Consider the following 15,288-nt stretch of genomic DNA (forward strand, 5'->3'; position numbering starts at 1 on the left):
CCGCGGGCGGTGCTACTCGCTGCGCAGCCCGTCGGGGCGCATCATGCGCCACAGCGGCGGCAGGGAGAGCAGGGTGACCAGCAGGATGAGGGCGGCGCCCGCGCCGGCCAGCGGCAGGAACAACCACCAGTCGGACACCTGCTTGCGGACCATCCAGCACAGGGCGGCGCCGAGGGCCAGGCCGCCGGCCACCGCCACGGCGAGCCCGAGGACCACCGGGACCGCGGTCTGCCACAGCACCGACCAGCCGAGGGTGGCCCGCCGGGTGCCGAAGGCCACCAGGACCGACAGCAGCCGCTTGCGCTCACGCAGTTGCTCCAGCTGGGAGACCAGCATGGACGCGGCGATCAGCAGCAGGGTGGCGGTCGCGCCCACCTGGAGACCGGTCTGGATGCTCGCGTACTGGCGGTCGCGTTCGTAGGACGTCATGGTGACCAGGCGCATGCCGGGGTCGATGCGGGCCGCCGTGTTGCGTACGTACTCGGCGGCGTCCGGGACGCTGTCGTCGATACGGATCTGCGAGACGGTGCTCGCGCCCGGCAGGGTGGTCGCGTCGATCGCCCCGGGCGTGACCATGATTCCCCAGCGGTCCTCGCCGACCGGGTCCTTGCGGCCGACCACGGTCCGCGCGTCGGCGGGCAGCGTCCAGCGCAGCTTCCTGCCGGTGCCGGACTCGAACTCGACCTCCTTGCCCTTGCGGGCGGTCTTGTCCATCCAGCCCGACATCTCCTTGTCGTCCCTGGGGTGCACGACGAAGGTGTCGCCGTCCTCGCAGGAGTCGATGCGGGCGACCTCGCGCAGGGTGGCGCAGTCACCGATGCTGAAGGAGGTGGTGGGCTGGATGTCGTCCTCGGCGTACTTCCCGGGCTTGCTGGCGTACGCCTCGATCATGCCGATGACCTGGGTGACGCCCTCGGTCGCGCGGAACTCCTGGATGGTCTGCACGGCGGCGTTGCCGCCGACCTGCTCCGACGTGGCGTAGAACTGGGCGCGGCTGGTGTCCTGCCCGGTGGCCTTGTTGAAGTCGGCGTTCATCGCGGCGAACAGCATCTGCACGGCCACCGCGCCGGCCACCGCCACGGTGACGCCGCTGACCGCGCGGGAGGCCGCCCCGCTGCTCAGCTGGAGCCTGCGGGTGGCGAGCTGCCAGGGCACCGGTCCGCCGCGCAGCCGGTTCACGCTGGCCTCGACCAGCCACGGCAGCAGCAGGGCGAGCCCGACGAGGACCAGGACCGCGCCGCCGGCGATGGCGTACGGGTTGACGACCTCGTACTCGCCGGCCCTGCCGGTGAGCCCGAACACGCCGAGCCCCGCGAGCGGCAGCAGCAGCCGCCACCACACGCGGCGCTTGCGGGCCCGGCTGTTGCGGACCACGCCGAGCGGTTCGATGACCACCGAGCGCATCGCGGTCAGCGTGACGAGCACCGCGGTCAGCGGGACGGCGAGGGCGATGAGAAGGCACAGCCGCAGGTCGGGGGCGAGGTCGGCGGGGAAGACGCTGACGTCCCAGATCTCCACGAGGCCGACGAACCGGCGCCCCGTCAGGAACAGCACCAGCCCGATGAGAAGGCCGAGGGCCGAGCCGAAGAGGGCCTCGCCCGCCGCGATCCGGCGGGTGGACCTGATGTCCGTGCCGACCAGGCGCAGCGCGGCCAGCCGGCGGTCCCGGCGGTCGCCGCCCAGGCGCACGGCGGTGGCGATGAAGATGGCGACGGGCGCCAGCAGCACCACGCAGACCATGATCACCAGCACCACGAGCAGCGGGGCGAGCGGCGGGGTCGGTGAGGGATCGCCGTAACCGATGACGCGGTGGGCGCCCGAGGCCGGGGTCAGCGTGTCGCTGCCGGCGTAGTACAACAGCTCCTTGGGTGACCGCAGTCCCTCGTCCTTGACGGTGCCGGTCACCTTGTAGGGGAAGCGCTCCTTGAGCAGCGCGTGGTCCGGGTCGTCGAGGAAGTCCTTCAGGGCGGGGGAGACCACCATCTCACCGGCCGCCGGCAGGGCGTCGACACCCGGCGGGACGACCGGGTGGGCCCCCTCGGCGCGCATCAGATGGCCGAGGATCGTGCGGTCGCGGTAGTCGGTCTCCGCCGCGATCCGCATGACCGAGGTGTCGGACTTCGTCCCCTGGGCGTCGGGGTTGTCGGAGATCCTGGTCTCGCTGCGCGCGTTCTCCCGCTCGGTACGCGCGTCGAGCGCGTGCGGCACGGAGGCGGCGAGGAACAGGAGCGTCACGCCGAGGCCGACACCGACCGCGGTGAGCAGGGTGCGGGTCCAGCCCTCGCGGCCGCCGCCCGCGGCGAACCGGATGCCGAGGGCGAGGTCGCGCAGCCAGGGCGGGGTGCGGGAGGGGCGGGCCGACGGCGCGGGGGCGGGCGCCGGGGTCCGCTTCTCGTCGAGCAGCGTCATACGGCGTGCTCCAGGTCGCGGGCCCGGCCGTCGCGCACGGTGATGTCGCGGTCGGAGTAGGCGGCCACGCGGGCCTCGTGCGTCACCAGGACCACGGCGACGTTGGCGGAGCGGGCCGCGTCGGTGAGCAGCTGCATGACGCGCTCGCCGTTGAGGGAGTCCAGCGCGCCGGTCGGTTCGTCGGCGAAGATCACCTTCGGGGTGGCGGCGAGCGCGCGGGCCACGGCGACGCGCTGGCCCTGGCCGCCGGAGACCTCACCGGGGCGCTTGGCGCCGAGGTCCTCGACCTCCAGGCGCTCCATCCAGGAGAGGGCGGTGCGCTCGGCGTCCTTGCGGCGGACACCGTTCAGCCGGAGGGGCAGGGCGACGTTCTCCACGCAGGTGAGCTCGGGGACGAGCTGGCCGAACTGGAACACGAAGCCGAAGTCGCTGCGGCGCAGGGCGCTGCGCTGGGCGTCGGACATCGCGGACATGTCGCGGCCGGCGTAGGTGATGGTGCCGGAGTCGGGGGTGACGATCCCGGCGAGGCAGTGCAGCAGGGTCGACTTGCCGGAGCCGGAGGGGCCCATCACGGCGACGACCTCGCCGGGGTGGACGGAGAACGAGGCGCCGTCCAGCGCGGGCGTCGAGCCGTAGGTCTTGTGGAGGTCGTGGGCGGCGAGCAGGGAGCCGGCGGGGATCACGGGGCCACCACCTCGGCGAGCTTGCCGAGCCGGGCGGCGGTCAGTTCCAGCCACCGCAGATCGGCTTCGAGGTGGAACAGGGCATGGTCGCAGATCAGCTGATCGGCGAGGTCCCCCTTGCGCTTGCGGTCGGTGAGGATGCGCATCAGGCGCAGGTGCTCGGAGCGCTGCGCGTCCAGTACGTCGGCGGCGTTGCGGCCGGTGAGCATGGCCAGGACGACCTTGGTGTACAGGGTCGACTGGAGGTAAGGCTCGGGCTTCTCGGGCTGTGCCAGCCAGGCGGCGACGTCGGTGATGCCGGCGTCCGTGATGGCGTACCGCTTGCGCTCGGGCCCGCCGTCCGTCTCGACGCCGTCGACCTCGACGAGCCCGTTCTTGAGCAGGCGGGACATGGTCGCGTAGACCTGGCCGTAGTGCAGGGGGCGATCGTGCCCGAACTTCTCGTCGAAGGCGCGCTTGAGGTCGTAGCCGTGGCGGGGGCCGGACTCCAGGAGCCCGAGGAGGGTGTGACCGATTGACATGTGCTGCACTGTACATGGTGTGTATACCCGGCATGTATACGCCCCCCGGACCCCCGCGCCTCAATCGCCGGCGGGGCTGGAATGTGCGGGGCCGGAATGTGTCACTCCGGGGGCGGCTCCGGCGGCGGGGTCTTCGGGGGGCGGCCCCGGCGGGGGATCGGGGACGCCCCGCCGGGCAGCCGGCCCGCCTCCGACAACGCCCGCCGCAGCAGGAACTCGATCTGCGCGTTCGCGCTGCGGAGCTCGTCCGAGGCCCACCGGGCCAGCGCATCGTGCACCGCCGGATCGAGCCGCAGCAGCATCTGCTTACGGGTGGGCCCGCGCCGGGCGCCCCGTCCGGGAGGAGGAGCCGCGTCGTCGGTCACTGGTAGAGCGACCCCGTGTTCAGGACCGGCTGCGCCGCACGGTCACCGCACAGCACGACCATCAGGTTGCTCACCATCGCGGCCTTCCTCTCGGAGTCGAGCTCGACGATGTCCTGCTCCGCGATCCGGGTCAGCGCCATCTCGACCATGCCCACCGCGCCCTCGACGATCTGCTGGCGGGCCGCGACGACCGCCCCCGCCTGCTGCCGCTGGAGCATCGCCGAGGCGATCTCCGGCGCGTACGCGAGGTGACTGAAGCGGGACTCGATGATGCGGACACCCGCCGCCTGCACCCGCGCCGTGAGCTCGATCGCGAGCTTCTCGGTGATCTCCTCGGCGTTGCCGCGCAGGGAGAGCCCGCCCTCGTCATGGGCGTCGTACGGGTACTCGATCGCGATGTGCCGGACCGCCGCCTCGGTCTGGGTGGCGACGAACTCCAGGAAGTCGTCGACCTCGAAGAGCGCCTGCGCCGTGTCCTCGACCTTCCAGACGACGATGGCCGCGAGCTCGATCGGGTTGCCGTACGCGTCGTTGACCTTCAGGACGGCCGTCTCGTGGTTGCGGACCCGGGTGGAGATCTTGCGGCTGGAGGTCAGCGGGTTGATCCAGCGCAGGCCGTCCGCGCGGATCGTGCCGACGTACCGGCCGAAGAGCTGGATGACCCGGGCCTCGCCCGGAGCGACCATCTTCACACCGCTCATGCAGAAGAAGGACGCGATGGCGAGGAGCAGCCCGAGGACGAAGAGCGGGACGCCGACCCCGTTGTGGCCGTCGGAGCCGAGGACGCCGCCGACGATGCACAGGGCCACGCCGAGGAAGACCCCGAGGACGGTCAGGAGCAGGCCGAGACCGCCGGGGATGGAGTGGGCGGTCACCTCCCTGACCTGCGGCGCGGGCATCTCGGGCGTGTCCGGGGTCAGTTCGGCGCCAGGGCCGTCGGCGCCGGGAAGGTCGTGTGGTGCGGACATGGGTCCCCCGTTTCCTGCGGCTTAGCACCGCGCTAGCAATGTGATTACACATTAATGCCTCTCGCAACCTTGTCCACCCCTCGGGAGTCGGTTCCTTCAGGACCGGGTGCTGATTCTCACGTCCGGAAAAGGCCGGATCGCTTGTCTTTTGTCCAGGCTTTCGGTGTTAGCTGGCACGTCTGACCTGATCGGTACGAGCGGTACGAGCAGAAGAACAGGAGCACCACAGCGATGGGTCGAGCGGATGCGCGACGAGCCCAGGGGCGGGAAGCGCGCCGGGCCGCCAGGGGCGGTGGCATACGCCGGCTCTTCACCTGGCGGAAGATGCTGGGCACCTTCTTCGGACTCTGCCTGCTCGTGATGGGCGCCTTCGCGGTGCTCTACGTCTACGTGGACGTGCCCGAGGCCAACGCCCAGGCCGAGAAGCAGAGCAACGTGTACAAGTACAGCGACGGCACGCTCCTCGCCCGGAGCAACTCCGAGGTCAACCGCGAGATCGTCGACATCGGCGCCATACCCAAGGGCGTCCAGCACGCCTTCGTGGCCGCCGAGAACAAGTCCTTCTACCGGGACCAGGGCGTCGACCTCAAGGGCACCGCGCGAGGCCTGCTCAACACGCTCTCCGGCAAGGGCAAGCAGGGTGGCTCCACGATCACCCAGCAGTACGTGAAGAACTACTACCTCACGCAGGACCAGACGGTCAGCCGCAAGCTCAAGGAGCTGGTGATCTCCCTCAAGGTCGACCAGCGGACCGAGAAGGACGACATCCTCGTCGGCTACCTCAACACCGTCTACTACGGGCGCGGCGCGAGCGGCATCCAGGCGGCGGCCCAGGCGTACTACGGCGTCGACGCCAAGGACCTCGACACCTCGCAGGGCGCCTATCTCGCCGCCCTGCTCCAGGCCCCCAGCCAGTACGACTGGGCGGTGGCCTCCGAGCGTGGCAAGAAACTGGTCAAGGACCGCTGGGCCTACACGCTCAACAACATGGTCGACGAGGGCTGGCTCGACCGGGCCGAGCGGGACAAGATGACGTTCCCCGTCCCGGACGCGCCCAAGGCGGCCCCCGGCATGGACGGCCAGACCGGCTACCTCGTCGAGGCCGCGAACAACGAGATGAAGCGGCAGGGCGTCACCGAGGAGATGCTGGACGCCGGCGGCTGGACGATCACCCTCAACATCGACAGGAAGCGGCAGAAGCAGCTGGAGAAGTCGGTCGACAAGCAGCTGGAGGACCAGCTCGACCGTAAGACCAACAAGGTCGACGCGACCGTCCAGGCGGGCGCCACCTCCGTGGACCCGAAGACCGGCAAGGTCGTCGCGCTGTACGGCGGTGTCGGCGCCACCGAGCACTACATCTCCAACGCCACCCGCCAGGACTACCAGCCGGCCTCCACCTTCAAGCCCCTGGTGCTCGCCTCCGCGCTGGAGAACGAGTCGACCACCCAGGACGGCGACCTGATCGGCCTGAACACGGTCTACGACGGCACCAGCAAGCGCCCGGTCGTCGGCAGCGACACCCCGTTCGCCCCGGAGAACGAGGACGACGTCAGCTACGACAGCCCGACCGTCCAGAGGGCGATGGACAAGTCGATCAACTCCGTCTTCGCCCAGATGGTCGTCGACGTCACCCCGAGCGTCGTGAAGCAGACCGCCCTGGACATGGGCGTACCGGACAAGAACTTCCCCGAACGCCCGGCGATCACGCTCGGCACCATGAACGCCTCGACGTGGGACATGGCCGGGGTGTACGCCACGCTCGACAACCACGGCAAGAAGGTCACCCCGACCATCGTGAAGTCCGCCGAGCACCGCGACCACACCATGGAGCCCGTCGACGGGGTGGGCGGCCAGGCGATCAGCCGGGCCTCCGCGGACACCGTGACGCAGGCGCTGACCGAGGTCGTCGACGTCGGCTCGGGGCACGAGGCGAACACCTCCGCCTACGACGCCGCGGGCAAGACCGGTACGTCGGAGAACAACAAGGCGGCGTGGTTCGCCGGCTACACCCCGGAGCTCACGACCGTCGTCGCCCTCTACGGGGAGTCGACCAAGGAGGGCGGCGGCCAGGTCAGCCTGACCGGCACGGCCAACTCCGGCCGCGCCAACGGCGGCGGCTTCCCCGCGAAGATCTGGGCCGACTACACCCGGGGCGCGCTCGGCGGCGGTTCGGACGCCACCTTCGACCTGGAGGACGTGGAGCGCGGTGAGACCTCGGTGACCGAGAGCCCCTCCGTCACCCCGTCCGAGAGCGACGAGCCATCGGAGACCCCGTCCGAGGAGCCCGAGACGCCCAGCGAGTCGCCGAGCGAGACAGCCGGCGAGGAGTCACCGCCGGCCGATACCCCCAGCGAGACCCCCTCGGGGGACCCGAGCGGGAGCCCCAGCACCACGAAGGACCCCGACGACGGGGACCAGCCGCCGGGCGAGCGCCCGGGCGGCGACGACCTGCTGGGGCAGTAGCGGAGGCCGCGGACAGCGATACGGGTGAGGGGCGGGTGCCGGCACGGCACCCGCCCCTCACCCGTATCCCGCCTCGGGGATCAGGTCACGGGGTGGCCATCTCGAACCAGACGACCTTGCCCGTCGAGAGCCGGGTCGCACCCCACCGCCGGGCCAGCCGGTTGACCAGGAACAGCCCGCGCCCGCCCTCGTCCGTCTCCCGGGCGCGCCGCTGCCGGGGCAGCTGCGGGGAGTCGTCGCCGACCTCGCAGCGCAGGATGTCCGTCCGGAGCAGTCGCAGCGTCACCGGCCGCTCCGCGTAGCGCACCGCATTGGTCACCACCTCGCTGACCAGCAGCTCCACCTCGTCCGAGAGGTCGTCCAGACCCCAGCGGCTCAACGCCCTGCGGGCCAGCCTGCGGGCCCGGCCGGGGGCCGCGTCCTCCGGCTCCAGGAACCAGTACGCGACATCGCTCGGCGCGATCCCGTCGAAGCGTGCGGCCAGCAGCGCGATGTCGTCGTCCCGGTCGCCCGGGCCGAGCATGTCCAGCACGTCGTCGCAGAGGGCCTCCAGCGGCGGCGAGTGGTCCGGGCCGGTGAGCTGGGCGGTGGCGGCGAGCCGCTCCCGCAGGATCTCGATGCCCGTCCAGACGTCCCGCATCCGGGACTCCACCAGGCCGTCCGTGTACAGCAGCAGCGTGGCCCCCGCCGGGGCGTCCAGCTCGACCGCCTCGAAATCGACCCCGCCGACACCGATCGGCGCGCCCGGCGGCACCCGCAGCACCTCGGCCCGGCCGCCCAGGTGGAGCAGCACGGGCGGCGGGTGGCCGGCGTTGGCGATGGTGATGCGGTGGGCGACGGGGTCGTACACCGCGTACATGCAGGTCGCCATGCGGTCGCTGCCGAGCCGCTGCGCCTGCTCGTCCAGGTGGTGCAGGACCTCCTGCGGGGGCAGGTCGAGGCCGGCCAGGGTCTGCGCGGTGGTGCGCAGCTGGCCCATGATCGCCGCGGACGTCATGGAGTGCCCCATCACGTCACCGACGACCAGGGCGACCCGGCTGCCGGGCAGCGGGATCGCGTCGTACCAGTCGCCGCCGACCCGGGCCGTCTCCGCCGCCGGGAGGTAGCGGGAGGCCAGGCGTACGCCCGTGGGCTGCGGCAGCGAGTCGGGGAGCATGGTGCGCTGGAGCTCGTCGGCGATGTACGCCTCGCGGCCGTACAGCACGGCCTTGTCGATGCCGAGCGCGGTGTGCGTGGCCAGCTGGGCGGCGACCAGGAGGTCGTTCGCCTCGAACGGCGGACGGTCCGTGCCGCGCAGGAAGACGGCCGCGCCGATGACCCGGCGGCGGCCCCGCAGCGGAGCCAGGATCGCGCGGTGCCCGGTCGGCACGGTCCGCCCGGCACCCAGCAGCTCGGGCAGGGCGACGCGGGCCGCGGCGGAGTCCCCGAAGACGGGCCGCACCCCGCGCAGCACCTCGTCGAGCGCACCGCCCGCCCGGATCTCGCAGAGGTCGGCGGCGGGCAGCAGCCCGGCCTGCGAATCGGTGACGGACAGCCGCAGCCGCTCGCCCTCCGGCCCGCTCTCGCTCTCCTCGTCGGCCAGCCGCAGCCGGTCGGTGCGCCGCAGCCGCAGCACGAAGGGGCTGACGGGCCGCTCGTCGCCCACCGGGAGCGGGTCGCGCAGGTAGACGAGTATGGCGTCGGAGAAGGTGGGCACGCTCGCCCGGCACAGGCCCAGCACGATCTCGTCCAGGTCTATGCCGCGCGCGATCCGGCGGGTCGCCGCGCCGACGAAACGCAGCCGGTCCCCCTCGCGGCGGCTGACCGTCTGCGTGTCGGCGACGGCCGCGGCGCCGTCCGCACCGGGTGCCGGACTCGGTACGGCGCCCGGGCCTGCCGCCGGGTGCGGCACCGGGGAAGGGCCGGGGATCGCGGCGGTGGCAGCGGCGCCCGGCGGGGCCTCCTCCTGCCGGGGCCGGGCGCGTTCCTGCGGCCGGGCGGCCAGGGGCTGCCGGCCTTCGTGGGAGGTGGGGTGCTCCGTCACGCGTGGGATTCCGTCCGTCCGGGCCGGTTGTATGAGGCAATCACCTCGGGGGGCTGCGCCACTGTGCCCCGGCAAGAGCGGTGAGAACAACGGCTGTCACCGGATGCCCTCGGAAAAGGGGCCGAAACCGTACGCTCGGCGGGCCGGTCGGCAGGGGGTCTGCCGGTGGCCGGGCAGCGGACAGCGAACACGTCTCCACCCCCTCGTAGTGGTGCGTGCGACGCATGGCCCGCCCGGCTCCGTAAACCGTGTGACTCATGCGATGCGTGCGGTGACTGGTGGTCAGGCCCCTGTCCGGTCACGCCGGTTGTGGCGCATCGGTCCGGTGGAGCGGTTCATGGAGGGCGATCCTACGTTTGCCCCCCTGGGGTGCATCAAGGGTCTCACGACGGCGTGGGGGCGGGGGTGCGGTCCCAGTCATCCGGCAGCGGCGGGACCTGCCACCGGGGATCGGGCCGCCAGTGCTCCCAGCCATCGCTGAACGGTGAGCCCCAGCGCTGGATCACCTCGACGGCCGCCAGGCCCGCCTCACGCACCCGCCGCGCGGTGGCCTCGTCCATCAGACCGACCCGCTGGGCCTGGGCGAACTCGTCCTCGTCGAGCCACTCCCAGCTGTGGTCGGGGCGCACCGAGATGTCCAGGAAATGGTCCTGCGAATCGACCCCGCCCGCCCAGCGTGACCGGGGCTCCTCCAGGTTGACGTACCAGTTGCGGAAGAGCCAGCCGCGGTCCCAGAACAGCCAGACCGACCAGGGGTCGCCCGGCCGGGCGAGCTTGAGCACGCCCGAGCCGAACCACCGGGAGCGCACCGTCGTGCGCGGCCGGGTGTAACGGGTGGCGAGCGGCTCGGCGTGCACCTGGGTGCCGTCGGCGAGGACCGGCCGCACGCACTCGGTGCCGGACGCCATCCAGACCGCCAGCAGCTCGTCGGTGTCCTGCACGACGGTGACCGGCCGGCAGATGTGCACCGTCCGGCCGCCCCCGGCCTCACCGGGGCGGGGTTTCTCGTTGTCCCGGTAGCGCCAGAGGATCCGGTCCCCCGGCGACCAGCGCACCCCGTCCCCCGCACCCGCCCCGGAGCCTGCTCCCGTACCCGCGTCCGTCGCTGTCATGAAGAGATCTTAGGGACGCACCCGCCCGTACGGTGCGTTACGCGTCAGGGCCGGGTCATACGCAACACGTCCAGGGCCTCGTCCAGCTGTTCCCGCGTCAGGTCGCCGCGCTCGACGTATCCTCCGGCCAGCACGGTCTCCCGGATCGTCGTGCCGTCGGCCAGGGACTTCTTGGCGACCTTCGCGGCCTCCTCGTAGCCGATGTACTTGTTCAGCGGCGTCACGACCGAGGGCGAGGACTCCGCGTACTGCCGGGCCCGCTCCACATGGGCCGTGATGCCGTCGACCGTACGGTCGGCGAGCAGCCGGGAGGCGTTGGCGAGCAGCCGCACCGACTCCAGCAGGTTCTTCGCGATGACCGGGAGCATGACGTTCAGCTCGAAGTTCCCGGCCGCGCCCGCGACGGCCACCGTGGTGTCGTTGCCCGTGACCTGGGCCGCGACCATCAGCACGGCCTCCGGGACGACCGGGTTGACCTTCCCCGGCATGATCGAGGACCCGGGCTGCAGGTCGGGCAGGCTGATCTCCGCGAGCCCCGTACGGGGGCCGGAGGCCATCCAGCGGAGGTCGTTGGAGATCTTGGTGAGGGAGACGGCGACCGTACGGAGCTGGCCCGACGTCTCGACGAGCCCGTCCCGGGCACCCTGCGCCTCGAAGTGGTCACGGGCCTCGGTGAGCGGCAGCCCGGTCGTACGGGCGACCTCGGCGATCACCGCGGCGGAGAAGCCGGGCGGGGTGTTGATCCCCGTACCCACCGCCGTACCGCCCAGGGGCAGTTCGGCGAGCCGGGGGAGCGAGGAGTGCAGCCGCTCGACACCGTGCCGGATCTGCGCCGCGTACCCGCCGAACTCCTGGCCCAGGGTGACGGGGGTGGCGTCCATCAGATGCGTACGGCCCGACTTCACGACGTCCGAGAATTCGGCCGATTTCCGCTCCAGGGAAGCGGCCAGGTGTTCGAGCGCCGGGATCAGGTCCGCGGTGACCGCCGCGGTCGCCGCGATGTGGATCGACGACGGGAACACGTCGTTCGACGACTGGGAGGCGTTGACGTGGTCGTTGGGGTGGACCTCGCGCCCGAGCCGCTCCGTGGCGAGCGTCGCCACGACCTCGTTGGTGTTCATGTTGGACGACGTGCCGGAACCCGTCTGGAACACGTCGACCGGGAAGTGCTCGTCCCAGCGCCCCGCCACCACCTCGGCGGCGGCCTCCTGGATCGCGTCCGCGATGTCCGGATCCAGCACCTTCAGCTCGGCGTTGACCTTCGCCGCCGCGGCCTTGATCCGGGCCAGGGCCTCGATATGGGCCCGCTCCAGCCGCTGGCCGGAGACGGGGAAGTTCTCCACCGCGCGCTGTGTCTGTGCCCGCCACTTCGCGTGCGCGGGCACCCTCACCTCGCCCATCGAGTCGTGCTCGACGCGGTACTGCGTGTCCTCGGCCGGTTCGCCCATGGTGTCCTACCTCCTGCTGAGGCGAGCACGGTCCGCGCCCGCCGTATTCCCCGCTACTCCTGCCCGGGGCACGCGGACGGATCACACCCCGCCCCGACGTTCACGCGTCCACCGGGGCCGCGCACGCCGGAGGGGCGCGTCCGGCGAACCGGGCGCGCCCCTCCGTCGGGTGTGCGGTCAGCCGAGGCCGGGGCCGCGGACCGGGATGCTGGTGAAGGTGGGGGCCGGGGCGGGCTCGGTGAAGAAGTCGTTGCCCTTGTCGTCGACCACGATGAACGCGGGGAAGTCCTCGACCTCGATCCGCCAGACCGCCTCCATGCCGAGCTCCTCGTACTCGACGACCTCGACCTTCTTGATGCAGTCCTGCGCCAGGCGCGCGGCGGGGCCGCCGATCGAGCCGAGGTAGAAGCCGCCGTGCGCGTCGCACGCGTCGGTGACCTGCTTGGACCGGTTGCCCTTGGCGAGCATCACCTTCGAGCCGCCCGCCGCCTGGAACTGCGCGACGTAGCTGTCCATGCGGCCGGCCGTCGTCGGGCCGAAGGAGCCGGAGGCGTACCCCTCGGGGGTCTTCGCCGGGCCCGCGTAGTACACGGGGTGGTCCTTGAGGTACTGCGGCATCTCCTCGCCCGCGTCCAGCCGCTCCTTGATCTTGGCGTGCGCGATGTCACGCGCCACGACCAGCGGGCCGGTCAGCGAGAGCCGGGTCTTGACCGGGTACTTGGTCAGCTCGGCGAGGATCTCGTCCATGGGGCGGTTGAGGTCGATGCGTACGACGTCGCCCGCCTCGTCGAGGTGCTCGTCGGTGGTGTCCGGGAGGAAGCGCGCCGGGTCCTTCTCCAGCTGCTCCAGGAAGACGCCCTCGGCGGTGATCTTCGCGGTGGCCTGGCGGTCGGCCGAGCAGGACACGGCGATGGCGACGGGCAGCGAGGCGCCGTGCCGGGGCAGGCGCACCACCCGCACGTCGTGGCAGAAGTACTTGCCGCCGAACTGGGCGCCGATGCCGATCTTCTGCGTCAGCTCGAAGACCTTCTGCTCCAGCTCCTTGTCCCGGAAGCCGTGACCGGTGGGGGAGCCCTCGGCGGGCAGCTCGTCCAGGTAGTGCGCGGACGCGTACTTGGCGGTCTTCAGCGCGAACTCGGCCGACGTACCGCCGACGACGATCGCCAGGTGGTAGGGCGGGCAGGCAGCCGTGCCCAGCGAACGGATCTTCTCCTCCAAGAACTTCATCATGGAGGCCTCGTTGAGGACGGCCTTCGTCTCCTGGTAGAGGAACGACTTGTTGGCCGAGCCGCCGCCCTTCGCCATGAAGAGGAACTTGTACGCGCCGCCGTCGGTCGCGTACAGCTCGATCTGGGCCGGGAGGTTCGAGCCGGTGTTCTTCTCGTCCCACATGGTCAGCGGGGCCATCTGCGAGTAGCGCAGGTTGAGCTTGGTGTACGCGTCGAAGATGCCGTGCGAGAGGGCCTCCTCGTCACCGCCCTCGGTGAGCACGTTCTGCCCGCGCTTGCCCATGACGATCGCCGTACCGGTGTCCTGGCACATCGGCAGGACACCCGCTGCGGCGATGTTCGCGTTCTTCAGGAGGTCCAGCGCGACGAACTTGTCGTTGGAGGAGGCCTCCGGGTCGTCCACGATGCGGCGCAGCTGCGCCAGGTGGGCGGGGCGCAGGTAGTGGGAGATGTCGTGCATGGCCTCGGCCGCCAGGGTGCGCAGGGCCTCCGGCTCCACCTTGAGGAACGTACGGCCGTCGGCCTCGAAGGTCGAGACGCCGTCGGCGGTCACCAGCCGGTACGGCGTGGTGTCCTCTCCCAGGGGGAGCAGATCGGAGTACGCAAACTCTGGCATTACGGCCATTCCTCACTCGGCGACAGCGGCTGACCACCCTTGGGCAGCGCATCCACCAGGGTAGAACGCCACCGACGCGCCGGGCCTGTGAGGTAAGGCTCACCCGGGGGCGCCCCGATCCCGTACGCCGGATTCCCGGGCTTCTTCGGAGCGAGGCCGGTGAGGTACTGGTCGCGATCTATCGCGTTTGGGTAGTCTGGTCCGGTGGACCTCGAGAAGCAGCCCCAGCAGCCCGTCGCTCCGGCCGGTCCCGCGCCCGCCGGAATCCGCGCCTCCGACGCGGACCGTGACCGGATCGCGGACATCCTGCGCGACGCCGTGGCCGAGGGCCGGCTGACCGCGGACGAGCACGCCGAGCGGGTCGATCTCGTCTACCGGGCCAAGACGGTCGGTGAGCTGGAGCCGCTGGTCCAGGACCTCCCGGCGACCGGAGGCGCGGCCCGGCCGGCCGCCTCGCCGTACGGCTACGGCCCCGAGGAGACGCCAGGACCCGCCGAGAACCTGGTCGCGGTCTTCAGCAACTCCACCCGCAGGGGCCGTTGGCGCGTCGGGGGGCGCACCAACGCCTTCGCGCTCTTCGGCAGCGTGGAGATCGACCTGACCGAGGCGCTGTTCGGCCAGCGTCTGACGGTCATCAACGCGACGTCCATCTTCGGCAGCGTCGAGATCAAGGTTCCCGAGAACATCTCGCTGCGGGGCAGCGGGACGGGCATTTTCGGCAATTTCGAGGTCGACACACTGGAATCCACCGACCCGGAAGCCCCGGTGGTCGTCGTCAACGGCTACTCGGTGTTCGGGAACGTCGAGGCGAAGCCCAAGCGTGGCAAGCTCATCACCAATCTCCAGAAGCAGTTGCGCAAGCACCTCGGCCACTGAGGCCGGGGGACGGCGAATTCCGGCCAACGGGCGGCACGGGGGCGCGGCGTGGGCCGCGCGGCGGAACCACTCAGTGCATAGGCGTGCGTACAGCGGGTAGGGAGTGCTGCATCGCCTCTCGCTCACGAAGCCGAAGCCGTCGTCAGGAGTGGACCGTGCTGCACATGCCGCATCAGCCCCTGCAGGTCGCCGCCGTTCCGTCCCAGCGCACACCCGCGCGGGAGGACCAGGCGGGGCCCTGGCACTCGGAGGCGGTGTGCCGCCGGGACGAAGCCGGGCTGTTCTTCGCCCCGTCGAAGGAGCCGACTGCTGCCCGGCTGTCCCGTGAGCAGGCCGCGAAACAGGTCTGCGCGGGATGTCCGGTGATGGTGGAGTGCCGGGAGCACGCGCTCGTGCAGCCCGAGCCCTACGGGGTGTGGGGCGGCCTCACCGCCGCCGAGCGCCGTGTGGTGCTCGCCCGGCGCCGCAGGCGGGACGTGGAGCTCAAGGCCGCGGCGCCGACCGGCCGTATAGCCGGCTGAGACCGTATGTGGAGGTGGGGGCCGCCCGGCCGGGCGGCCCCCACCTCCACGCGT

The 15,288-nt window shown here is 71.5% G+C and carries 12 protein-coding genes; 3 read left to right on the top strand and 9 right to left on the bottom strand.

Features of this window, described 5'->3' with window-relative positions; translation table 11 throughout:
- Window positions 1-12: 12 nt before the first annotated feature.
- From ACZ607_RS14220 to ACZ607_RS14240, 5 genes are all read right to left on the bottom strand, one after another.
- A complete protein-coding gene (locus ACZ607_RS14220; RefSeq protein ID WP_469735012.1) occupies window positions 13-2,409 on the bottom strand; it encodes an FtsX-like permease family protein in 2,397 nt (798 codons plus the stop codon).
- A complete protein-coding gene (locus ACZ607_RS14225) occupies window positions 2,406-3,092 on the bottom strand; it encodes an ABC transporter ATP-binding protein (RefSeq protein ID WP_469735013.1) in 687 nt (228 codons plus the stop codon). The genes ACZ607_RS14220 and ACZ607_RS14225 overlap by 4 nt, the downstream gene beginning before the upstream one ends.
- Window positions 3,089-3,613: a PadR family transcriptional regulator gene (locus tag ACZ607_RS14230; RefSeq protein ID WP_469735014.1), complete on the bottom strand. Its 525-nt coding sequence runs from the start codon at window positions 3,611-3,613 to the stop codon at window positions 3,089-3,091. The genes ACZ607_RS14225 and ACZ607_RS14230 overlap by 4 nt, the downstream gene beginning before the upstream one ends.
- A gap of 101 nt (window positions 3,614-3,714) precedes the next feature.
- Window positions 3,715-3,978 carry a type II toxin-antitoxin system antitoxin gene (locus ACZ607_RS14235; RefSeq protein WP_469735015.1) on the bottom strand — a complete coding sequence of 88 codons (264 nt, stop codon included), beginning with the start codon at window positions 3,976-3,978 and terminating at the stop codon, window positions 3,715-3,717.
- Window positions 3,975-4,946: an SPFH domain-containing protein gene (locus ACZ607_RS14240; RefSeq protein ID WP_469735016.1), complete on the bottom strand. Its 972-nt coding sequence runs from the start codon at window positions 4,944-4,946 to the stop codon at window positions 3,975-3,977. The genes ACZ607_RS14235 and ACZ607_RS14240 overlap by 4 nt, the downstream gene beginning before the upstream one ends.
- Before the next feature lie 231 nt (window positions 4,947-5,177).
- On the opposite strand from ACZ607_RS14240, the gene ACZ607_RS14245 reads away from it, so the two are divergent.
- Complete coding sequence (locus ACZ607_RS14245; RefSeq protein ID WP_469735017.1) at window positions 5,178-7,409, top strand: transglycosylase domain-containing protein; 2,232 nt, start codon at window positions 5,178-5,180, stop codon at window positions 7,407-7,409.
- 85 nt (window positions 7,410-7,494) lie between these two features.
- Here ACZ607_RS14245 and ACZ607_RS14250 read toward each other — a convergent pair whose 3' ends face one another.
- The 4 genes from ACZ607_RS14250 to ACZ607_RS14265 all read right to left on the bottom strand — a co-directional run bounded on the left by ACZ607_RS14250 (window position 7,495) and on the right by ACZ607_RS14265 (window position 13,837).
- On the bottom strand, window positions 7,495-9,432 hold the full coding sequence (locus tag ACZ607_RS14250) for a SpoIIE family protein phosphatase (RefSeq protein ID WP_469735018.1): 1,938 nt from the start codon (window positions 9,430-9,432) through the stop codon (window positions 7,495-7,497).
- A gap of 383 nt (window positions 9,433-9,815) precedes the next feature.
- A complete protein-coding gene (gene fomD, locus ACZ607_RS14255) occupies window positions 9,816-10,544 on the bottom strand; it encodes a cytidylyl-2-hydroxypropylphosphonate hydrolase (protein WP_469735019.1) in 729 nt (242 codons plus the stop codon).
- 44 nt (window positions 10,545-10,588) lie between these two features.
- Window positions 10,589-11,992 (bottom strand): class II fumarate hydratase, encoded by a 1,404-nt coding sequence (locus ACZ607_RS14260; protein ID WP_469735020.1) that lies wholly within the window; start codon window positions 11,990-11,992, stop codon window positions 10,589-10,591.
- Window positions 11,993-12,169: 177 nt separating this feature from the next.
- On the bottom strand, window positions 12,170-13,837 hold the full coding sequence (locus ACZ607_RS14265) for a fumarate hydratase (RefSeq protein ID WP_469735021.1): 1,668 nt from the start codon (window positions 13,835-13,837) through the stop codon (window positions 12,170-12,172).
- 204 nt (window positions 13,838-14,041) lie between these two features.
- On the opposite strand from ACZ607_RS14265, the gene ACZ607_RS14270 reads away from it, so the two are divergent.
- The gene (locus ACZ607_RS14270) at window positions 14,042-14,713 is read left to right on the top strand and encodes a DUF1707 SHOCT-like domain-containing protein (protein WP_469735022.1); all 672 of its coding nucleotides are present in this window, start codon (window positions 14,042-14,044) and stop codon (window positions 14,711-14,713) included.
- 155 nt (window positions 14,714-14,868) lie between these two features.
- Window positions 14,869-15,234 carry a WhiB family transcriptional regulator gene (locus tag ACZ607_RS14275; protein WP_099174696.1) on the top strand — a complete coding sequence of 122 codons (366 nt, stop codon included), beginning with the start codon at window positions 14,869-14,871 and terminating at the stop codon, window positions 15,232-15,234.
- Window positions 15,235-15,288: the final 54 nt, after the last annotated feature.

This window comes from Streptomyces sp. NPDC104381 (genome assembly GCF_055583745.1).